Raw genomic sequence first — 21,348 nt, forward strand, 5'->3', positions numbered from 1 at the left:
GCTGGGGATGTTACAGCTTCCAATGCCCTCCTGCGCGACCGGCGACTCACCGCTATACTTCGCCAGCCCTGACTCAGCTCAAACCCATCGATGCGCTCCCACTCCGGTACTGCCGGCGGACTGGCCCTGATTCTCACCGCAAGCCTGTGCGCAGGACAGGTGCGGGCGGAAGACAGCTTCTTCGCACCGCTGCCGGTCGTGCTCAGCGCCTCGCGCCTGCCCCAGACCCTGCACGACAGCCCGGCTGCGGTCACGGTATTCGATGCGGACTTCATCGCTGCCACCGGCTACCGCGACCTCAGCCGCCTGATGCGGCTCGTCCCCGGCTTCCAGGTTGGCCAGGAACGCGGCAACGCACACTGGGTCACCTACCATGGCCTGGGCATGGACTATCCACTGCAGATGCAGGTCCTGATCGACGGACGCTCTTTTCCTGCGCCCTCGTTCAACTCTTCGGCGGAGCGCATCTCGCTGCAGGATATCGAGCGCATCGAGGTGGTACGCGGCTCGAACTCCGCCGCCTTCGGCTCGAACGCCTTCCTGGGCATCGTCAACATCCGCACCCGGCATAGCGCCGACAGCACCGGAACAAGCCTGCGTCTGAGCCGTGGCGCGCCCGGCATCCTGGACGTCAGCGCGCGCCATGCCGTCGAATCGGCCCCGCTCAGCCTGCGCATCAGTGCGCAGCACGAGGCCGACGAAGGCTTTGCCGGGCTGCATGATGGTCGCCGCACGAACCTGTTGTCGGTGCGGGGAGATCTCCAGCTCGACGAACGCAACGAGCTCAACCTCAATGCGGTGCTTGCCGAGGGCCGGCGCGACGCGGGCTATGAGCGCTCCTTCTTCAACAGCGCCGGCATGCGCGAATCGCAGCACGCCAACCGCACCTTGCACCTGCGCTGGCGCCACGTCGCCGCGGCCGAAGAGGAGTGGCTGGTGTCGGCCTACTGGAATCGCCAGCGCGTGCGTGACGAATGGCGGCTGGATTCGCGCATCAACCCCCCGCTCCCGCTCGCGCCTGGCGTTGCCTTCGGCGCCGACGTCGGCAACACCGCAGTGACCGACCAGCACAGTCTCGAAGTCGAGCACCGCTGGCGCCTCGATCCCGCCACACGCGTGCTGTGGGGCGCCGAATGGCGGCATGTCGAGCAGGCCTCGCCCTTTTATTTCCACGCTGCCAAGGCGCACCAGCGCAGCGAGCAGCGCCTGTTCGCCAATCTGGAATGGCGCAGCGCACCGGCATGGCTATGGAACTTCGGCGGCATGGTGGAGAAGCTCGGTGGCGATGCCGCTCGTTTTGCGCCGCGCGTATTCCTCAACTGGCAGGCCGCTCCCGACATGACCTGGCGTCTCGGCCACTCGCGCGCCTGGCGCCAGCCCGGACTTTTCGAACGCAATGCCGATGTGCGCATCGTTTCCGACACCGGTACGCTGCTGCAGCAACGCCAGCTTCCCAATCCGGCCCTGAGGCCGCAGCGCATCGACGCCTTCGAACTCGGCTTCCTGGGCATCCTGCCTGACCAGCGCAGCACCCTCGACGTGCGCCTGTTCCATGAGCGCATCGATGATCTCATCGTGCGCCAGCCTGGACCGCTCATCACCGACCTGCCCCGCACCGGCGACGCGGGCTACCTTGCCTTCCTGGAGACCCTGCGCAGCACGCGCTGGGAGAACTACGCCGGCGAGGTCCGCCTCAGCGGACTCGAGTACCAGCTGCGCACCAGCCCATGGCCCGGGACCGAGTTCATCCTGTCGCACAGCATGATCGATCGCCGCGCCGCGGACGACCGCATCCGCAGCAATACCGCACCCTACTCCGGCAGCCTGAGCTGGCTGCAACGCGTCGGCCCCTGGCAATCGATGCTGAGCGTACTGCGCATGGGACCGATCGACGCCGGCTTCAGCTACGTGCCCGGCTTCAGCTACACCGTGCCTGCGTACACCACCGTGGACTGGAGTGCAGCGCGCAGCTTCCGCCTTGAACACGGCACCCTGAGCTTGCGGCTGAGCGCGATCAACCTGCTCGGCCGCCACCAGGAACTGGCCAACCGGCCACTGCAGGCACAGGCGGAGTATCGCAACCGGCCGGCGAACCAGGCCGGGCGACAGGTCCATGTCACGCTGCAGGCGGAATTCTGACGCCCCTGGCGAGCAGGCAGAGGCGCCGGCCTTGAAGTCACGCCCGCTCGGCCCGATCTGAAAGCGGACGTGTTGTCGGGAACAGGATGCGGATTCCCGCGTCCACGCACTCGTGCACGTCCATCAACTTCCACGACCACGCGTGAATACCGATATGAAGAAGATCATTGCCGTCAGTGCCCTCGCCGTCGCGCTTGCAGCGGCGCTCCCGCAGGGGGCCTTCGTGTCGCCGGCCATGGCGCAGGCGACCGCTCCCTCCATGGTGTCGCCCAACCGCTACGGGCTGCCGGACTTCGGCGACCTGGTCGAGCAGGTCGGACCTGCGGTCGTCAACATCAGCGTCGTCCAGCGCCAGGCACAGGGCGTCACCGGTGAGAACCCGTTCGCGAACGACCCCTTCTACGACTTCCTGCGTCGCTTCGGGGTACCCATGCCGGGATTCCCGGGCCAGCCGGGCATGGGGCCGCGCACACGCCAAGGCATCGGCTCGGGTTTCATCGTCAGCCAGGACGGCTATGTGCTGACCAATGCCCATGTGGTGGCAGGCGAGAACGCGGATGCCGCGCTGTCCGAGGTCACCGTGCGGCTGATCGACAAGCGCGAGTTCAAGGCAACGGTGGTGGGGGTCGACCGCCGCACCGACGTCGCCCTGCTCAAGATCGACGCGCAGAACCTGCCCACCCTCAGGATCGGCAATGCCGACGAGGCCCGCGTCGGCGAGTGGGTGGTGGCGATGGGCTCCCCCTTCGGATTCGACAACACGGTCACCGCCGGCATCATCTCGGCCAAGGCGCGCCGCCTGCCGGACGAGACCTACGTACCCTTCATCCAGACCGACGTCGCGATCAACCCGGGCAACTCGGGCGGCCCCTTGTTCAACCTCGCGGGCGAAGTGATCGGCATCAATTCGCAGATCTACTCGCGCTCGGGCGGCTTCATGGGCATTTCGTTCGCAATCCCGATCGACGTTGCCATGAACGTCAAGGACCAGCTCGTCGCCCACGGCCGTGTCCAGCGCGGCCGCCTGGGCATTGCCATCCAGGGCGTCGACAAGGAGCTTGCCCAGTCCTTCGGGCTGGCCGAGGCTCACGGCGCGCTGGTGGCCAGCGTCGACCCGGGCAGCGCGGCGGAGAAGGCCGGCCTGCAGCCCGGTGACGTGGTGCTGCAAGTGGATGGCCGACGCATCTCCGATTCGGCCGAACTGCCGCGCGTGATCGGCGAGAAACGCCCGGGGACTCAGGTGCGCATGGAGATCTGGCGCGATGGCCGCAGCCGCAGCGTGACCGCAACGCTCGACGAACTGACCACCGATACGGTGGCCGCAGCCGACCCCCTGCCCAGCCAGGTGGAAAAGCTGGGCGACAAGCTCGGGCTGAGCGCACGCGCCCTCACCGCCCAGGAGGCTTCCGAACTGCGGCTGCGCGGCGGCCTTGCCGTGGAGAGCGTCGATGGCGCCGCCGCGCGTGCCGGATTGCAGCGCGGCGATGTAATCCTGGCCATCAACAACCAGCCGGTGACCACCATCGCCGAGTTCCGCGCTCAGTTGCAGCGTTCGGGCAACCGCTTCGCACTGCTGATCCAGCGCGGCAGCGCACGCATCTTCGTCCCCGTCCGCATCGAATAAGTCATTCGACACGCTGGCGGGGGCTGCAGCACGTGTGCTGCAGCCCCCGCCAGCGCTCAGAAGCGGAACCGGGATACCGAATCCTGCAGCTGTGCTGCCAGCGCCTCAAGGTGGCGTGCAGCCTCCACGGTCTGATCGACGGTGCGGCCGTTGTCCTGGGCCATGCCGGCGATCTCGCTGATGCTGGAAGTCACCGACTGGCTCGATACCCGCTGCGAACCGGTGGCCTGCGCGATGTGGTCCAGCCCGTCCACGACCTCTACGACCAGCACATTGGCCGAATCGAGCACCTGGCTCACCGTTTCAGCTACTGCGCGGCTCGACTCGATGTGATGCAGGCCATCCTCGATCGAACCCTGAACGGAATCCGAGCGACTGCTGATCTCGCGCGTCAAGGCATCGATCTCGCCTGCCGAGCGCGCGGATTTCTCTGCCAGCTTGCGCACTTCGTCGGCCACCACGGCAAAGCCACGGCCCTGCTCGCCTGCCCGCGCCGCTTCGATCGCCGCATTGAGTGCAAGCAGGTTGGTCTGCTCGGCAATGTCCCGCACTTCGCTCGTCATGCGCGAGATCGCCTGCGTCGAGCCAACAAAGTCGCTCACCGCATCGGCCATCTGCTTGACGGTGGCTTCGACCTGGCCCACCTCGCCGACAAGTCGCCGCAGGCTCTCCTGCCCTTCCCGAGCGCGCTGCAAGCTGTCATGCGAACGCGCACGCACGGCCTCGGTGCGCTCGGCAATACTGGAGATGTTGCCCATCATGGCATCGACGGTCTCCGCCGCGTTTGCCGATGTGGCGCGCTGGCGTTGCGAGCCCTGGGCAACTGCAGTGGCGCTTCCGGCCAGCTGCCCGGCCGCATTGGTGACTGCCGAGGCCGACTGCGCGACCTGGCGTACCAGTGCGGCCAGGGTTGCCAGCATTTCATTGAAGGTGAGCGCGGTGCGCCCGATCTCGTCTTGGCCACCCACTTCCAGGCGCCGGGTCAGGTCACCACCGCCTTGCGCAATCTGTGCCAGGCCTTCATTGAGGTGAGACAGCGGACGACTGACGAAGCGACGGATGAACAGATAGACGAAACCGATCAGCGGCAAGGAGACGAGGAAGGCAAACACGATGCTCTGGTTGCGAAAATCGATCACCGCCGCATTGGCCTTGTCGAGCGAAATCCGCATCGACACCGCACCGAGCGGTGTGCGATCGGCGACCTGGTGACATGCGATGCAATCCTTTCCCAGCCAGTCGCGCAAGGCGAGAGACGGGATCACCACACGCAGGTGCTCGCCATGCTCGGCATTGTGCTCGACCCGCATCGTGGTCCGGCCCTCGGCCAGGGCCAGGCGTTCGTCGGCATCGCCACCGACCGTCGGCAAGCCGCCGTCGCCGAAGACCTTGCTCACTGCCTCACCACGGATCACCTTGAGGTCGCGCACGACGCTGAGTTCCTTGATCTGGTCAAGGAACACGTCGCGTTGACCGACCGTACCCGTGATCATCATGCCGGTGAGGCCGGCCATGGTCATCTCATTGATGCTGCCGGCAAAGTCCTTGGCCTGCTCGATCGCCATGTTGCGGTTGACCCGTGTCTCCCACGCGATCATCCCACCCCAGGCCACGACCAGCATGAGCCAGATCACCAGGGTGAGGCGAAGCCAGATCGGTGTATCAGCCAGACGGCGCATCATTCATCTCCTTGTCCGCAGGGACATATCCCTTGCTTGCTATTTCTTGCTTATAGACTGCTTATTACGACGCCGTCGCGGCAGGCTTTAACACTACGCGCGCGATTGCCTCCGCTCATACGAGCGGAATATCATCGCTTGTCGATATGCGATGTGCTGAACCAATCCGCAAGGCGCACTGTCGCAAGGCGGTCAGTCAGCAACCCACATGCCCGCTGTGCCGCTGCCGACACGCATTACCCTTCCCACAACGCTAAGAGGTCGTCAATGAAGAAATCCATCCTGTTCGGCGTCATCGCCCTGTCCGTTGCAGCCACCGCTTCCGCCCAGGTCAAGCCGGAAGACCAGATCAAGTTCCGCCAGGCCGGCTACAGCTTCATGAGCTGGAACATGGGCAAGATCAAGGCCAACGTGGAAGGCGAGTTCAACGCGCAGCAGGTGCAGGCCGCTGCCAACGCCATCGCAGCCATCGCGGGTTCGGGCATGGGCGCACTGTACGGCCCGGGCACCGACAAGGACATCGGCGACCGCAAGACGCGCGCCAAGCCCGAACTGTTCCAGAACATGGAAGATGTCGGCAAGCTGGCGATGGATTTCAACGCCGCTGCAGCGAACTTGGCACAGGCTGCCGCCAGCGGTGACAAGGCCGCGGTGCAGAAGGCCTTCGGTGAAACGGGCGCCACCTGCAAGGCCTGTCACGACAAGTACCGCGCCGACTGACCCGGCACGGTACTTGTACTCCAACGACAAAGCCACCCTTGGGTGGCTTTGTCGTTCTCTACGCCTGGCAAGGGACGACCTTACCAGGCGGGTACCGGAGGCGGTGGCGGTGGCGCAATGAAGCTGCCCGTCGCTGCGTAAAGCACGGCAGCCGTGATCGCCAACGCAAGCAGCAAAGCCACGATGCCGCCACCCTGCGCGGCTTGGGCATCGGCCTCATCGACCTCCTTGTCGCCGGTGATCATCGGCTTGACCAGGTTGTCCTTCTTGAACACGGCATAGAACAGCACTGCCCCCACGTGCAGCGCGACGAGGACGATGATCGGCCAGTAGTTCTGCCGGTGCAGGCCGCTCAACCAATCGCTGGTATCGCCGCTCACCAGCGCGCGCAAGGGGCCGGAAAAAGCGATGTCATCGTTGGCAAACAGCCCGGTGACCGCCTGGTAACTCATCACGCCGAGCAGGGCGAGCACCGACAGGGCGCCGAGCGGGTTGTGACCAAGCCCGCTCCAGTGACCGCGCAGGTGCGCCCACAGATGGGCGGGGCCCGGGACGAAGTCCGCAAAGCGGGCATAGGTGGAGCCGATGAAGCCCCACACCAGACGAAACGTTAGCAGCCCCAGGATGGCAATGCCGACGCGGCCGTGCCACTGGATGAAGCTGCCGCCGAGTTGGCCGGTAACGTAGGCCGCAACCACGAGGACGGCCAGCAGCCAGTGGAACAATCGGGTGGGCAGGTCCCAGACGCGGACTTTACGTGTCGTCATGTGTGTGTCGTTCCGTGATCAAAGTGCGTGGTGTTGCGAAGAAGGCTGCGCGCCGCAAGATCGTCTGCCCGAGCACAGACCCGGCGTCGGCGCGCGGGTTCCGGCGCACAGGACATCATCCAGCCTTGCGCTGCGCCAGGAACTCGCGCAGATGGCGCCCGGTGTGCGACTCCGGCGTCGCCATCGCCACCTCGGGCGGGCCTTCGGCCACCACCCGGCCGCCGCCATCGCCGCCCTCCGGGCCGAGGTCGATCAGCCAGTCGGCCTCGGCCATGACGTCGAGGTCATGCTCGATCACCAGCACCGTATGGCCAGCATCGGTCAGGCGGTGCAGCACCCGGATCAGCTTGTCGACGTCGGCCATGTGCAGGCCCACCGTCGGCTCGTCCAGCACATACAGGCTGTGCTTGTCGGCCGGCAGCGGCACACCACCCGTGTCTTCGGAGTCACCCGGGCGGCGGCGCACCTTGGCCAGTTCGGTCACCAGCTTGATGCGCTGCGCCTCGCCGCCCGACAGCGTCGGGCTGGGCTGGCCCAGGGTCAGGTAGCCAAGGCCGACGTCCTGCAGCAGCTGCAGGGGGTGGGCGATCGCGGGATGGGCAGAGAAGAAATCCACCGCCTCGTCCACCGGCATCGCCAGCACCTCGGCGACGGTCCTGTCCTTCCAGCGCACCGACAAGGTCTCGGGATTGAAGCGTGCGCCGCCGCAGCCCTCGCAGGGCGTCTTCACATCGGGGAGGAAGCTCATCTCGACGGTGGTCTGGCCGGCGCCATCGCAGACCGGGCAGCGCCCGGCGCCGGTGTTGAAGGAAAAGCGCGAAGCATTCCAGCCGCGGGTGCGGGCGTCGAAAGTGTCGGCGAAGAGCTTGCGGATCGCGTCCCAGAAGCCGACGTAGGTCGCCGGGCAGGAGCGCGGGGTCTTGCCGATCGGGGTCTGGTCGACCTCCAGCACACGGCCGACCTGTTGCCAGCCATGGACGCCCTTGCAGCCGATCAGGGCTTGGTCGACCTCTTCGGGCTGGGCCTTGCCGCGGCGGCGGGCACGGGTGGCCTCGGGGTCTCCAAGGCGGGCGCGCAGGTTGGCGTGGATGACGTCGCGTGCCAGGCTGGACTTGCCCGAGCCGGACACGCCCGTCACCACCGTCAGGCGCGCGAGCGGAATGCGCACCGTCACGTTGCGTAGGTTGTGCAGGCTGGCGCCTTCGATGCGGATAGCCGCATGGTCGTCGGGCACCGCGCGGCGCGGCCGCAGCGGGTGCTGCAGCGGGTGGCGGAAGCATGCGCCGGTGGCGGATTCGGGCGCGGCCAGCAGGTCGTCGATGCCGCCTTCGGCCACCACCCGGCCGCCGCGCACCCCGGCGCCGGGACCGAGGTCGATGACGTGGTCGGCGCGGCGGATAGTGTCCTCGTCGTGCTCGACCACCAGCAGCGTGTTGCCGCGGTCGCGCAGCGCCTCCAGGGTATCGAGCAGCAGGCGGTTGTCGCGCGGGTGCAGGCCGATGGTCGGCTCGTCGAGGATGTAGCACACGCCGCGCAGGTTGGAGCCGAGCTGCGCCGCCAGGCGGATGCGCTGCGCTTCGCCGCCGGACAGCGTGGGCGCGGCACGGTCGAGCGCCAGGTAGCCCAAGCCGACGTGCTGCAGGAAGGCCAGCCGCCCACGGATCTCGCTGACGAGGTCGCGGGCGATGTCGGTTTCGCGCTCGTTCAGCGCCAGATCGGTGAAGAAGCCGGCCGCCTCATCTACTGCTTGTGCCGCGAGCTGGTGCAGGCCGAGCTCGCGGAAGCGCACTGCACGCGCCACCGGATTGAGGCGCGCGCCGTCGCAGGCGGGGCAGGGCTCGTCGCTGACGATGACCTCTTCCGCATCGCCCAGGTCGAGCGCGTCCGGGTCCTCGATGCGCGCTGCGGTCTTCAGCCCGGTGCCGTAGCACTTGGGGCACCAGCCGTGCTTGGCGTTGTACGAGAACAGGCGCGGATCGGGCTCGGGGAAGCCGGTGCCGCAGCTCGGGCAGGCGCGAAGGGTAGAGAAGGTGATCGGCGCCGCACCGAGCTTACCGATCTCGAGCACCTTGATCACGCCCTTGCCGATGTCCAGCGCCTGGCGGACGAATTCGCGCAGCGTGGCCTCGTGCTCGGGCTGCACCACCACCATGCCGGTCGGCAGCTCGATGTTGTGTTCCTTGTAGCGGTCCAACCGTGGCCACTTGGCGGTGGGCAGGTATTCGCCATCGACGCGCAGCTGCGTGTGGCCCTTGCTCCGCGCCCACTTGGCGAGGTCGGTGTATAGGCCCTTGCGGTTGACGACCAGCGGCGCCAGCACTTCGACCGAGGCGCCGCGCAGTTCGCGCTGGATCTGGGCGACGATGGCCTCGAAGCTCTGCGGCGTCACCGGCACGTTGCAATCGGGGCAGAACTGCGTGCCCAGCTTCACGTACATCAGGCGCAGGAAGGGGTGAATCTCGGTCAGCGTCGCCACCGTGCTCTTGCGTCCGCCGCGGCTGGTGCGCTGCTCGATCGCCACCGTGGGCGGGATGCCGAACAGGCCATCGACGTCGGGCCGGCTGGCCGGCTGCACGAACTGGCGCGCGTAGGCGTTGAGCGATTCCAGGTAGCGCCGCTGGCCCTCGCCGAAGACGATGTCGAAGGCCAGGGTGGATTTGCCCGAGCCGGACAGGCCGGTGATCACGGTGAACTGGTCACGCGGGATCTGCAGGCTGACGTTCTTGAGGTTGTGCTCGCGGGCGTGGCGGATCTCTATCGCCGGCGCGGCAATCGGGCGGTAATCCACCCGCGGTTCGGCAGCGACGAGTGATCGCTTCCCCCCTGTAGGAGCGGCGCCAGCCGCGAGCGGTTCTTCCGTCTGGAGATGCGCCAAACCCTCGCGGCTGGCGCCGCTCCTACCGTCGGATGTCTCACCGCTGCGGGTGCGGGCCAGGGCTTCGGCGTATTCGCGCAAGGCGGCGGCGGTGTGCGAGCTTTCATGGGCGCGCACCACGTCCGGCGACCCTTCCACCACGACCGCGCCGCCGCCTTCGCCACCTTCCGGGCCGAGGTCGATGATCCAGTCCGCGGCAGCGATCACGTCCAGGTTGTGTTCGATGACGATGAGCGAATGCCCCGCCTGCAGCAGCTTGTCGAAGGCGCCGAGCAGCTTGGCGACATCCTCGAAGTGAAGCCCTGTGGTGGGTTCATCGAACAGGAAGAGCAACCCGGGGTCGCGATCTTTCCCGCGCTTTTCCCCAAAGTTATCCACAGGCCTGGATTTGCGTACAGCTTTCTTCTGCGCCGCCTCGGCGAGGTGGCCTGCGAGCTTGAGGCGCTGCGCCTCGCCGCCGGAAAGCGTCGGCACTGGCTGGCCGAGGCGCAGGTAGTCGAGGCCGACGTCGGCCAGCGGCGCGAGCGCGGCGAGCACCTTGGGGTGCTCGCGGAACACGTCCAGCGCCTCATGTACCGTAAGTTCGAGCACATCAGCAACGGACATTTCTTTCCATTTCAATTCAAGCACTTCCGGCCTGTAACGCTTGCCGTCGCAGTCGGGGCAGCGCAGCCAGACGTCGGACAGGAACTGCATCTCGACGTGCTCGAAACCCGAACCAGTACAGGTCGGACAGCGGCCATGGCCGGCATTGAAGCTGAAGGTGCCAGGCGTGTAGCCACGCTGTTTCGCCTCCGGCAGGGCGGCGAACAGGGCGCGGATCGGGTCCCACGCGCCGACATAGCTCACCGGATTGGAGCGCGAACTCTTGCCGATCGGCGATTGGTCCACCATGACCACGCCGCGCAAGTTATCCACATTGTCGAGACGGTCGAAGATCCCGGGTGATTCGACCGCCTCGCCGAAGTGTTTCGCCAGCGCTGGAAACAGCACGTCCTGGATCAACGTCGACTTGCCCGAGCCGGAGACGCCGGTCAGGCAAGTGAGACGCTGCAAGGGGAAGCCGACACGAAGATCACGCAGGTTGTGCTGACGCGCTCCGACCAGCGTCAGCCGCGGGGTGGCGTCATCGACCCGACGCGGCGGGCGATCGACGTCGATGCGCTTCTTCCCCGCCAGCCAGGGGCCGGTCACCGAGTCCGGATTTGCAGCAATCTCGGCCGGCGTGCCGCGCGCGACAATGTTGCCGCCGCGCTCGCCCGGGCCTGGGCCGATCTCCAGCAACTCGTCGGCGGCGACCATCACCTGAGGGTCGTGCTCGACCACCACCAGTGTATTGCCGGCGTCGCGCAGCCGCGTCATCACGCCGAGGATGCGGCCGATGTCGCGCGGGTGCAGCCCGATCGAAGGTTCGTCGAGCACGAACAGGGTGTTCACCAGCGAGGTGCCGAGCGCAGTGGTGAGGTTGATGCGCTGCACCTCGCCGCCCGATAAGGTGCGCGACTGGCGGTCCAGGGTCAGGTAGCCGAGGCCGACGTCGGTGAGGTAGTTCAGCCGGCTGCGGATCTCGCCGAGCACCAGTTCGGTGGCCTCGTCAGGGACGCCCGGGATGCGCAGCGCCGCCACCGCCTCGCGGATGCGATCGACCGGCATCGCCATCAGTTCGTGGATCGCCAGCCCGGTCGCCGCGCCCCCTGTAGGGGCGCTGGTCGGCAGGCGCCAGAGCAGGGCGTCGGGTTTCAAGCGCGCGCCGTGGCAGGCCGGGCACTCCGTATAGCTGCGGTAACGCGACAGCAGCACACGGATGTGCATCTTGTAGGCCTTGGTCTCCAGCCAGTCGAAGAAGTGGCGCACGCCATACCAGTAGCGCGGCCACGAGCTGTCCCAGTTCTTCCACTTCGGGTCGCCTTCGAACAACCACTGGCGATGCTCCGGTGGCAGGTCGCGCACCGGGATGTCCATCGCCACACCATACTTCTTCGCCATCTTCTCGAGGTCGGCCTGGCACTCGCGGTAGCTCTCGGTCTGCCACGGCTTCACCGCGCCTTCGGCCAGGGTCTTCGACTCGTCGGGCACCACCAGACCGAAATCCACCCCGATCACCCGCCCGAAGCCGCGGCAGGTCTCGCAGGCGCCGATCGGCGAGTTGAACGAGAACAGGCCGGGCGTGGCCTCGGAATAGTGGATGTCGCAGTCCGCGCAATGCAGGCCGGAGGAATAGCGCCACACCGCCTCGCCGGGTGTCCCCGTCCCATTCCGTGTCCCGGATTTCACGCCCTCACCCGACGCATACACCGACAACCGGCCATGGCCGCGCGCCAGCGCCGTCTCCAGCGCCTCGGCCAGGCGAGCATCCTCGGCATTCGACGCGCGGAAGCGGTCCTGCACCACCTGCAGGACGTCGTTGCTCTCGGCGCCGCCCGCGGCGATGCGTTCCTGGATGCGGGTGTAGCCCTGCGCATTGAGCAGGCCGGTCACCTCCGTCTCGCTGAAGTTGGACGGCACCGTCACCGGAAAACACACCACCAGCCGGGGGTCACCTTCCGCCGCCGCGCGCGCGCGCAGCTCCGCAGCAATGCTGTCGGCCGAATCGCGCCGCACCGGCTTGCCGCAGCAACGACAGTGCAGGTGCGCGGCGCGCGCATACAGCAGTTTGAAGTGGTCGGCGAGCTCGGTCATCGTGCCCACGGTCGAACGCGAGGTGCGCACCGGGTTGGTCTGGTCGATCGCGATCGCCGGCGGTACACCCTCGATGCGATCCACCTGTGGCTTGTCCATGCGGTCGAGAAACTGGCGCGCATAGGGCGAGAAGGTCTCGACATAGCGCCGCTGGCCCTCGGCGTACAGCGTGTCGAACACCAGCGAGGACTTGCCCGAGCCAGACACGCCGGTGACCACCGTCAGGCGATTGAGCGGCAGGTCCAGCGAGAGGTTGCGCAGGTTGTTCTGACGCGCGCCACGGATGCGGATGGCGGCTGCGATCGAAGCGGGAGCGTCGACAGGGGTGTAGCGGGGTGCGGAGGCGGACATGAGTGCGGGGCGAAGGCGTGAGCCGCCATTTTAGTCGGCGGAGGTTCGTCTCGGACTCATGGAGCAGGGAGAAAGGTTCCCGCGGGACGACAGCGACGCGATAGCCCGAGACCTTTACGAGACCTCCTCGGCACTCATGCCCAGGACGCCGGGGGTACTTTGGGTCAGCAAATGCAATGTTATATTATTGCATTTGCTGCAGTTTGATCGCCCTAACCTGCCCAGAGAATCCGCATGACCGCCGCGCTCCCGAACCTGGTGACCAGCTGTGCTGCAATCGGCGACGACGCCTTCGGCCTGACTCGCATCTTCGATCCAGCGATTCAACTCGCCGTTTGGCGCAGGACACCCGATCCGACGATCGGCAACTGGCTCGAGCGCAATGCGGGTGCACTCGGATGCGGCTTCCGGCAGCTGATCACCCCTGGCCAAACCCCTGTTCTCGACACACTGCCAACGGGCAGCGGGCGTGATGCGCTGGCGGACGATCTCGCCCAACTCGCCGAGATGCTTGCCGAACTGCTCGATGCTCCGGCCATCGGCGTGCGCCTGGAGGTCATCCACAAGGCGATGTGTCCGCGCCTGCACGTCGATCGGGTCGGCGTGCGCATGCTATGCACCTACCGCGGCCCCGGCACCGAGTGGGTCGAGGAGCAGTCGATCGACCGCAGCCGCCTTGGCGCTGCATCTGCCGGACTTGCAGACACGCACTCTGGAGTGCTGCGTCCGGACCACTGCATCGAGTCCATTCCGCTTTATGCCGTTGCCCTGCTCAAGGGCAGCCTCTGGCAGGACAACACCGGGCGCGGAATCGTCCACCGCTCGCCCGCCGTGTCCAGCCCGCCTCGCGTGCTGGCTGCATTCGATGCGGCATGGTGAGCCGGGCTCAATGACTACAATCAATATCGATTATCATTAACAAAATATCAACGTCATTTCGCGCCCATGAAATCAGTTCCGAACTTCCTTCGCCCAAGACCCATTCAGCAAGGCGTGCTGGCGCTTTGCGCAGTTCTTTCCGTTCCGGCGGTGCATGCCGAAGAGCAGGTGCTCGACGCCGTCCAGGTGGTGGGCCGTGGCGAAGGCCAGGCCTACTATGCCGATGAAGGCGAGGTCGGGCGCACCGACACTCCCCTGCGCGAGGTCCCGCAATCGATCCGTATCGTCCCGCGCCAGGTCATCGACGACATCGGCGCCGTCCGTCTGGAGGAGGCCTATGACTTCGTCAGCGGGGTCAGCCGCCAGAACAGCTTCGGCGGCATGTGGGACAACTTCTCCATCCGCGGCTTCTCGGGCGACATCAATACGGGGCCAAACTTCCTGCGCAACGGCTTTGCCGGCAACCGCGGCTTCAACGCGCCGCGCGACACCGCCAACGTCGAGCGCATCGAGGTGCTGAAGGGACCGGCCTCGGCTCTTTACGGAGGCAGCGAACCGGGCGGCGTCCTCAACGTCGTCACCAAGAAACCCCAGTTCAAGCCTGGGCACTCGGTCGAACTCTACGCCGGCAGCTACGACACCTACCGCGCCCTGTTCGACTCCACCGGCCCCATCACCGACACCTTCGCCTACCGCCTGAATCTCGCCCACGAGGACAAGGGCGGCTTTCGCGACCATGTCGGCAGCAAGCGCTACCTGCTCGCACCTTCATTCAGCTGGCTGCTGGCACCCGACACCTTTCTCAACTACGACCTCGAGGTCCTGCGCCACAAGGCGCCCTTCGACCGTGGGGTGGTCGCAGTCGGCGGCCGAACTGGCTCGATGTCGCGCGAAGTCTTCCTCGGCGAGCCCGGCGACGGCGACATCACCATCGACAACCATACCCATCAGCTGACGCTGGAGCACGCCTTCTCACTCGACTGGCGTGCCAAGGCCGGTCTCTCCTGGCGGACCACCGCACTGGAGGGCTACTCGACCGAAGTGCGTCCGAGCAACCCGCTGCTATTCGTGCCGGTAGGTTCACGCAACATCAATCGTGAGCGGCGTTACCGAAACTACGACTCCAGGGACCTTGCCTTCCAGGGCGAAATTCACGGCAAATTCACCACTGGCGGTGTCGGGCACGAGTTGCTGGCAGGCCTCGATAGCTACCGCTTCTCGCTCGACTCGGTGATGATGCGCGTGCGACCGGGCAACTACTCGATCAACATCGATCATCCCGTTTACGGCCAGCCGCTGCCCACGCCTGTGTCCAACACCGACTCCTTGGAAAGGCAGCGTGCCACAGGCGTCTTCATGCAGGACCAGATCAGCCTCGCGGAAGACTGGCGCCTGCTGCTCGGAGTACGCCACGATCGCTTCCATCAGCGCGTTCACAACCGACGCACGGATACCCGCTCCACCCAGGATCACAGCGTGACGACACCGCGCGTCGGACTCACCTGGCTGCTTGCGCCAACGCTCTCCACCTACGTGCTGGCGAGCGAGTCCTTCCGCCCCAACAGCGGCATCGATGCAGCCGGCGCTGCGTTCTCGCCCGAGCGCGGGCGTGCGAAGGAGATCGGGCTGAAGTTCGAGGCACCCGACCAAGGCTTCGGTGCGACGCTCGCAGTGTTCGAGATCGACAAGAAGAATGTGTTGACCCGCGATCCGGGCAATCCAGACTTCTCCGTGGCAGCGGGAGCGGCGCGCAGCCGCGGCGTGGAGATCGATCTGGCCGGACAACTGACCGACAGGATCCGTATCACCGCCAACTACGCCTTCATCGATGCCGAGATCACCAAGGACAACAACCCGGCCCTGCGCGGCGCCCCGCTACTCAACGTGCCGCGCAACAGCGGCAGCGCTCTGCTGATGTACGAAGACGGCTTCGCCGGCAGCCGTTTCGGTATCGGAGCTGGTGCCACCTATGTAGGCAGGCGCAGCGGCAACGCCGCCGACAGCTTCCAGCTGCCCGCATACGCCGTGGCACGTGCAATGGCGTACTGGAAACCGAGCGACACGCTGCGTTTCTCACTCGACATCGACAACCTGTTCGACAAGACCTACTACGCCAGCTCCTACGACGTGTACTGGATCACGCCGGGCAACCCGCGCACCATCACGCTCGGCATGCAGACCCGCTTCTGATGGGCCGCAGCCTTTTCATGCCCGGGCGCCGGCGCTGGCTGGCGGCCGGGCTGGTCTCGTCCGGCCTCGCCGCATGGCCGCGCTGGCTGCAGGCCGGCCCGTCCGTGCGCGCGCTGCGTGTTGTCGGCCCGTGGGAAATAACCGGTCTCGACCCGTCGCGCGCCGGTTATCTGTTCTCACGCCATGGCGTGAGCGAAACCCTGCTCGACATCGCCGAGGACGGTAATCCGACGCCCGCACTGGCGACGCACTGGGAGGTTTCGGCGGATCAGCGCCACTGGCGTTTCCATCTGCGCCCGCAAGCCCGCTTTCACGACGGCAGCCCGGTTACACCGCAGGCCGTCGCCGCCGCGCTGCAGTTCGCCCGGCGCAAGCCGGGCGGTATGGGGCTGGTGCCGCTGGAAGCCATCGACGCCGGCACGGACGTCGTGGACGTGCACCTTGCCGCCGACTTCGCCGCGCTGCCGGCGGTGCTTGCCCACAGCAGTGCGCAGATCCTGGCGCCGGCGAGCTACAGTACGGGCGGCAGTGTCAGGCGGGTGATCGGCAGCGGCCCCTATCAGCTGACCGACATCGAGCCGCCGCAACGCTTCAGCCTGGCACGCTCACCCCACTGGGATGGACCTCGTCCGGCCATCGCCGCCGTCGATTACCTCGCGGTGGGGCGCGGTGAGAGCCGTGCGCTGCTGGCCGAGAGCGGACAGGCCGACATCGTCTATGGCCTCGATCCCGCCAGCTGGCAACGCCTCAAGCGCCACGCGCGCCTGCAGGTGCACAGCGTGCCGCTGCCGCGCACCATTTATCTCAAGCTCAATGCCGGACATCGCTGGCTCGCCGAGTTGCCGCTGCGTCAGGCCATCAGTCTGGCGATCGACCGCGCCGGCATCGCCCACGCGATCCTGCGCGACCCGCAGGCCGCGGCCAGCCAGCTGCTGCCGCCCGCACTGGCCCAGTGGCACGATGCGGATCTGCCCGCCATGGGGCAGGACATCGCCGTTGCCCGCCAGCTGCTGGCCGCCGCCGGCTGGCAGCCCGCAGCAGACGGCATCCGCGTGCGCCAGGGCGCCAAGGGGGGCGAGCGGCTGGCCCTGACCCTGCGCACCTTCCCGGATCGACCGGAACTGCCGATCATCGCCGCTGCCGTCCAGGAACAGTTGCGCCAGGTGGGCATCGCGGTCGAAGTGCTGCTCGGCAACGCCAGCGATGTGCCGGCTGCACACCGGCAGGGTACGCTGGAGCTCGCACTCGGCGCGCGCGGTTACGGCATCTATGCCGACCCGATGGTGACGCTGCTGCAGGATTTCGGGCCCGAAGGCGGTGACTGGGGTGCGATGAACTGGGGCAACCAGACCGTGCCGGCCGCCCTGGCCGCCCTGCAAGGGCCGCTGCGCGAGCGCGACCGCCACGCCCTGCGGCGTACCGTCACCCGGACCTTGCACGAGGAGTTGCCGGTTATCCCGATTGCCTGGAATCTGCTGGCTGCAGCCGTGCATCCGGCGCTGCGCGGCTTCACGCTCGACCCGCTGGAGCGCTCCTACCGGCTCGAACGCCTGTCGTGGGGAGAGGCCTGATGCAGGACACCCGTTTCAACAGCCGGGCGTTGCTCGGCATCGCGTTGCGCCGCAGTGGCCAGGCCGGCGCGGTGGCGCTGCTGGTCGGCACCCTGAGCTTCCTCATGATGCGCTGGTTGCCCGGCGACTTCGCCTACCGCATCGCAGCCGGTCGCTACGGCTACGATCTTGTCAGCGCCGAAGCCGCTGAGGCAGTGCGCCGCGAACTGGGGCTGGACGCGCCGTGGTACACGGCGCTGGCCGACTGGTGGCTGCAGTTGCTGCGTTTCGATCTGGGTGAGTCGCTGGTCACCGGCCACCGCATCATCGACGAGGTCGCTCACCAGCTCGGCCACACGCTGAGCCTGGCCTTCGCTGCAATCGCACTCTCCGTCGTCATCGCCCTGCCGCTCGGGATCGCCGCCGGCCTGCGCCCACGCGGCTGGGCGGACCGCCTCGGCGAAGGCGCGGCGATCGCGCTGCGCGCCTTCCCGCCCTTCCTGCTCGGTTTGCTGCTGGTCATCGCCGCGGCCAACCTGTCCGACGCCATCCCCGCAGCCGGTCATGGCGAGGCGGGGAACCTCCTGCTGCCGGCGCTGACCCTGGCACTCGGGCTGGCCGCGGCATCCTCGCGGGTGGCGCGCGAGTCGGTGGCCCGGGTGGTGGCCTCCGACTACTATGCCTTCGCCCTGACCAAGGGTCTGTCGCCCCGGCTTGCGCTGTGGCGCCACGGCGTGCGCAACGCCGCCCTGCCGGTGATCGCCTACCTGGGCGTGCAGCTCGCCTTCGTCATCGAGGGCGTAGTCATCCTGGAGACCCTGTTCGCCTGGCCGGGCATCGGCCACGCCCTGGTGCATGCGGTGTTCTGGCGCGACGTGCCGATGATTCAGGGCACCTGCCTGATGCTGGGCCTGTGTTTCGTGCTGCTCAACGCAGCGGTCGACCTGGCCTGCCTGCTGCTCGACCCGCGCCGGAGGCGGGGCACATGAACGTAGACCTCGCTCTGACCCGGCGCCAGCGCATCGGCGCCGCCCTGCTCGTTGCGATTGCGCTGTTCTGCGCCGCCGGCCCGGCGCTGGTCGGCGATCCGCGCGTGCTGGACCTGATGAACTTCCTCTCCGCCCCCGGACTGGAGCACTGGCTGGGTACCGACCACCTGGGCCGCAGCATGGTCGCCCGTCTCGCCCATGCCGGGCAGCTGTCCTTGGGGTTGGCCGCACTCAGCGTGCTCAGTGCCGCCATCCCCGGCGTCCTTCTCGGTATCGTCGCAGCCTGGCGCGGCGGCTGGCTGGAGCGGGCCTGCGTGGTCCTCGCCGACAGCGTGCTGGCCCTGCCAGGGCTGCTGCTGGTGCTGCTCCTGGCGACGCTCGCGCCAGGGGCCTTCTGGCCACTCTACCTGGGTCTGGCCCTGGCTTTCTGGGTCGAGTACTTCCGTGTCGTGCGTGCCAGTGCGCGCAGCATCCTTGCCTCGCCTGCGGTCGAGGCCTCGCGACTGCTTGGATTCGGCACCTTCTACCTGGTCCGCAGCCACGTCTGGCCGGAACTGCGCCCCGTGCTGCTCACCCTGGCGAGCTTCGGCATGGCGGCGGCGGTATTGGCGATGGCCGCGCTGGGCTTCGTCGGTGTCGGCATCAAGCCACCGCGTCCCGAGCTCGGCGTGATGATGATCGAACTGCTGCCCTACTACCAGGAAGCGCCCTGGCTGATCGCCGCGCCGGTGCTGCTCCTTACGCTGACTCTGCTCGGCCTGGTGCTGATCCGCCCGCAGGAGGCAGTTGCATGAGTGCCTTGCTCACCGTTCGCGACCTCTCCGTCCATGCCGGCCGGCAGACTCTGCTGCGCGATGTCTGCTGCACGCTGCACGAGGGTGAGGCGCTCACCCTGATCGGCCAGAGCGGGGCCGGCAAGTCGCTGATCGCCCAGGCCATCATGGGCAACCTGCCTGCGTCCTTGCGTGCCGGCGGCGAGATCACCATAGGCACGGCGTCCAGCCGCGCCGAGGACGTCGCCGCCCGGCGCGGCCTGTGGGGCCGGCGCATTGGCCTGCTGCCCCAGGAACCCTGGCTCGCCCTCGACCCAACCATGCCCGTCCTGCGCCAGATCGAGGAGACCTACCGCTATGTCCGCCAGGACGCCGGCCCCCTCTCGCCGGCCCGCCTCGCCCGCGATGCGCTGGCCCGCCTCGGCCTGCAAGGCAAGGAAAGGCACCTGCCCCACCAGCTCTCCGGCGGCATGGCGCAACGGGTTGCCTTCGCTGCCGTGCTCGCCAGTGGCGCCCCCCTGCTGATCGCCGACGAACCCACCAAGGGGCTCGACGAGGCCATGCGCAATGAAGTCGTGACCCTGCTGCGCGAAGCCCTGCTCGAAGGCTGCGCGCTGCTCACCATTACCCACGACCTCGAAGTCGCCGCCGCCCTCGGCGGCCAGGTTCAGGTCCTGCAGAATGGCGAACAGGTGGAGTCCGGCGCATGTACCCAGGTCCTGAGCAAGCCACGACACCCCTACACGCAAGCCCTGGTCGCCGCCCAGCCCAAGCATTGGGCGCCGCTGCCGCCCAATGCGCCCGCTCGCCTGCTGCTGGCCGCCGAAGGCCTCGGGCAGTCGCTCGGCGGCCAGCGCCTCTTCGAGGGCCTCGATCTTTCCATCCGAGCCGGCGAACGCATCGCGGTGAGCGGCCCCAGCGGCTGCGGCAAGACCACCCTGGGCAATCTGCTGCTGGGCCTGCTCCCGCCCGACCAAGGGCGCATCATTCGTCACGAAATGCGGCCGCACGGTTTCCAGAAACTCTATCAAGACCCGGTCGCCGCCTTTGCACCGCGCCAGACGCTGCGCCGCTCGCTGCGGGATCTGTGCGCCCTGCACCGCCAGCCCGTGGCACGGCTCGACGGCCTGCTCGACGACCTGGGGCTGGGCGCCGGGCTGCTTGAACGGCCGCCCGGCGGCGTCTCCGGAGGCGAGTTGCAGCGTGTGGCGCTTGCCCGCGCGCTGCTCCTCGAACCGTCACTGATCTTCGCCGACGAACCGACCTCCCGACTCGACCTGCTGACCCAGCAGCAGACGCTCGAGGTGCTGCTGAGAAGCGCTGAAGCGCGACAAAGCGCGGTGCTGCTGGTTACCCACGACCGCCATCTGGCGCGCTGGTTCAGCCCTGCACAGGTCATCCTCGATACCAGGTCGAACCCCGACACGACCGCCGACTCATCGCACGGAAGCGACCACTCGGTGCGCTCCCTACCACCCGGCGTGCCCCCGCTCAGCGCGGCGCTTCGGACTCCACAGGCCGCGCAACATCGCGCTCCTCGACGGGCGCCGGCTGCTGTTCGGTAACGGCATCTGCGTTGCTATCCTCGCCATCGGCAGCAGTCCCGGAGCGCTGCCGCACGCTGTCGATCGCACCCTTGCCAGCCTCCTTGAGGCGCTGCGCAGCATCTCGCGTGGCGTCGGCAATGCGCTGCGCCGCCTGCTCGGCAGCCTCCTTGGCATCGCGCACCATCGGCTCAGTGCCGGCCGCGGCCTCGGCCCCCTTGCGCAGCTTGTCCTCGGTGGACTCGACCACGGCCTGGGCCGCCGCGGCACCGGCTTCGCCGAGCTTCTTCGCCGCCTCTCCCGCCTTGGCAGCCGCCTCACGTGCAGCTTCGACGGCTTCACGCCCAGCCTCCCGGGCGTCTGGCCTGGACTGATCCGCAACCGCAGCTGGCTCGACCGCCTCAGGGGCCTTGGAAGCCTCAGGTGCGACAGGTTCCGGGGCACAGCCCAGCAGCAGGCTCATGCCAAGGACGGACAGGAGGGGACGCATTACGCTCATGGTGTTCGCAGGACAAGGATGGACAGTGAAGGGTGCATCGATGAGGTTACGCATTCCGACACGGAAGACAACGCGCAAATTGCACACTGC

General features: G+C 67.4%; 13 protein-coding genes. 9 read left to right on the forward strand and 4 right to left on the reverse strand.

Annotation, left to right across the window (positions count from 1 at the left end):
* Positions 1-90: 90 nt before the first annotated feature.
* Both P7F68_RS15735 and P7F68_RS15740 read left to right on the forward strand, forming a co-directional pair.
* Positions 91-2,139, forward strand: a complete 2,049-nt coding sequence (locus tag P7F68_RS15735) for a TonB-dependent receptor plug domain-containing protein (RefSeq protein ID WP_277834546.1) — start codon at positions 91-93, stop codon at positions 2,137-2,139.
* A 154-nt stretch (positions 2,140-2,293) separates the two neighbouring features.
* Positions 2,294-3,763: a DegQ family serine endoprotease gene (locus P7F68_RS15740; protein ID WP_002937556.1), complete on the forward strand. Its 1,470-nt coding sequence runs from the start codon at positions 2,294-2,296 to the stop codon at positions 3,761-3,763.
* A 56-nt stretch (positions 3,764-3,819) separates the two neighbouring features.
* Here P7F68_RS15740 and P7F68_RS15745 read toward each other — a convergent pair whose 3' ends face one another.
* A complete protein-coding gene (locus tag P7F68_RS15745) occupies positions 3,820-5,445 on the reverse strand; it encodes a methyl-accepting chemotaxis protein (protein WP_002940107.1) in 1,626 nt (541 codons plus the stop codon).
* A gap of 264 nt (positions 5,446-5,709) precedes the next feature.
* Here P7F68_RS15745 and P7F68_RS15750 point away from each other — a divergent pair, with 264 nt between their 5' ends.
* Positions 5,710-6,162, forward strand: coding sequence for a c-type cytochrome (locus P7F68_RS15750; protein ID WP_002932207.1), 453 nt, complete (start codon positions 5,710-5,712; stop codon positions 6,160-6,162).
* 80 nt (positions 6,163-6,242) lie between these two features.
* On the opposite strand, the gene P7F68_RS15755 is transcribed toward P7F68_RS15750, so the two are convergent.
* Both P7F68_RS15755 and uvrA read right to left on the reverse strand, forming a co-directional pair.
* Positions 6,243-6,929, reverse strand: a complete 687-nt coding sequence (locus tag P7F68_RS15755; protein ID WP_002932194.1) for a cytochrome b/b6 domain-containing protein — start codon at positions 6,927-6,929, stop codon at positions 6,243-6,245.
* Positions 6,930-7,044: 115 nt separating this feature from the next.
* Positions 7,045-12,834 (reverse strand): excinuclease ABC subunit UvrA, encoded by a 5,790-nt coding sequence (gene uvrA, locus P7F68_RS15760; RefSeq protein ID WP_002940110.1) that lies wholly within the window; start codon positions 12,832-12,834, stop codon positions 7,045-7,047.
* A gap of 234 nt (positions 12,835-13,068) precedes the next feature.
* Here uvrA and P7F68_RS15765 point away from each other — a divergent pair, with 234 nt between their 5' ends.
* The 6 genes from P7F68_RS15765 to P7F68_RS15790 all read left to right on the forward strand — a co-directional run bounded on the left by P7F68_RS15765 (position 13,069) and on the right by P7F68_RS15790 (position 20,780).
* Positions 13,069-13,713, forward strand: a complete 645-nt coding sequence (locus P7F68_RS15765; protein WP_277834552.1) for a DUF1826 domain-containing protein — start codon at positions 13,069-13,071, stop codon at positions 13,711-13,713.
* A 66-nt stretch (positions 13,714-13,779) separates the two neighbouring features.
* Positions 13,780-15,903 carry a TonB-dependent siderophore receptor gene (locus P7F68_RS15770; protein ID WP_277834554.1) on the forward strand — a complete coding sequence of 708 codons (2,124 nt, stop codon included), beginning with the start codon at positions 13,780-13,782 and terminating at the stop codon, positions 15,901-15,903.
* Positions 15,903-17,474, forward strand: coding sequence for an ABC transporter substrate-binding protein (locus tag P7F68_RS15775; RefSeq protein ID WP_277834556.1), 1,572 nt, complete (start codon positions 15,903-15,905; stop codon positions 17,472-17,474). Before P7F68_RS15770 ends, P7F68_RS15775 begins: the two co-directional genes overlap by 1 nt.
* Entirely contained in the window at positions 17,474-18,442 is a 969-nt protein-coding gene (locus tag P7F68_RS15780; protein WP_277834558.1) for an ABC transporter permease, read from the forward strand. The genes P7F68_RS15775 and P7F68_RS15780 overlap by 1 nt, the downstream gene beginning before the upstream one ends.
* On the forward strand, positions 18,439-19,236 hold the full coding sequence (locus P7F68_RS15785) for an ABC transporter permease (RefSeq protein WP_002943453.1): 798 nt from the start codon (positions 18,439-18,441) through the stop codon (positions 19,234-19,236). The genes P7F68_RS15780 and P7F68_RS15785 overlap by 4 nt, the downstream gene beginning before the upstream one ends.
* On the forward strand, positions 19,233-20,780 hold the full coding sequence (locus P7F68_RS15790) for an ABC transporter ATP-binding protein (RefSeq protein WP_277834561.1): 1,548 nt from the start codon (positions 19,233-19,235) through the stop codon (positions 20,778-20,780). The genes P7F68_RS15785 and P7F68_RS15790 overlap by 4 nt, the downstream gene beginning before the upstream one ends.
* Here P7F68_RS15790 and P7F68_RS15795 read toward each other — a convergent pair.
* Complete coding sequence (locus P7F68_RS15795) at positions 20,707-21,258, reverse strand: hypothetical protein (protein ID WP_232431666.1); 552 nt, start codon at positions 21,256-21,258, stop codon at positions 20,707-20,709. The genes P7F68_RS15790 and P7F68_RS15795 overlap by 74 nt on opposite strands.
* Positions 21,259-21,348 lie beyond the last annotated feature (90 nt).

The sequence above is a fragment of the Thauera mechernichensis genome (genome assembly GCF_029588855.1).
In the GTDB taxonomy this organism is placed as follows: Bacteria; Pseudomonadota; Gammaproteobacteria; order Burkholderiales; family Rhodocyclaceae; genus Thauera; species Thauera mechernichensis.

Bases quoted from the DNA above. Each gene is read 5' to 3' on its own strand.
- P7F68_RS15750 (WP_002932207.1), top strand. From the start codon at position 5,710: ATGAAGAAATCCATCCTGTTCGGCGTCATCGCCCTGTCCGTTGCAGCC.
- P7F68_RS15740 (WP_002937556.1), top strand. From the start codon at position 2,294: ATGAAGAAGATCATTGCCGTCAGTGCCCTCGCCGTCGCGCTTGCAGCG.
- P7F68_RS15795 (WP_232431666.1), bottom strand. From the start codon at position 21,258: ATGAGCGTAATGCGTCCCCTCCTGTCCGTCCTTGGCATGAGCCTGCTG.
- P7F68_RS15780 (WP_277834558.1), top strand. From the start codon at position 17,474: ATGCAGGACACCCGTTTCAACAGCCGGGCGTTGCTCGGCATCGCGTTG.
- P7F68_RS15765 (WP_277834552.1), top strand. From the start codon at position 13,069: ATGACCGCCGCGCTCCCGAACCTGGTGACCAGCTGTGCTGCAATCGGC.
- P7F68_RS15745 (WP_002940107.1), bottom strand. From the start codon at position 5,445: ATGATGCGCCGTCTGGCTGATACACCGATCTGGCTTCGCCTCACCCTG.
- uvrA (WP_002940110.1), bottom strand. From the start codon at position 12,834: ATGTCCGCCTCCGCACCCCGCTACACCCCTGTCGACGCTCCCGCTTCG.
- P7F68_RS15735 (WP_277834546.1), top strand. From the start codon at position 91: ATGCGCTCCCACTCCGGTACTGCCGGCGGACTGGCCCTGATTCTCACC.
- P7F68_RS15755 (WP_002932194.1), bottom strand. From the start codon at position 6,929: ATGACGACACGTAAAGTCCGCGTCTGGGACCTGCCCACCCGATTGTTC.
- P7F68_RS15770 (WP_277834554.1), top strand. From the start codon at position 13,780: ATGAAATCAGTTCCGAACTTCCTTCGCCCAAGACCCATTCAGCAAGGC.
- P7F68_RS15775 (WP_277834556.1), top strand. From the start codon at position 15,903: ATGGGCCGCAGCCTTTTCATGCCCGGGCGCCGGCGCTGGCTGGCGGCC.
- P7F68_RS15790 (WP_277834561.1), top strand. From the start codon at position 19,233: ATGAGTGCCTTGCTCACCGTTCGCGACCTCTCCGTCCATGCCGGCCGG.
- P7F68_RS15785 (WP_002943453.1), top strand. From the start codon at position 18,439: ATGAACGTAGACCTCGCTCTGACCCGGCGCCAGCGCATCGGCGCCGCC.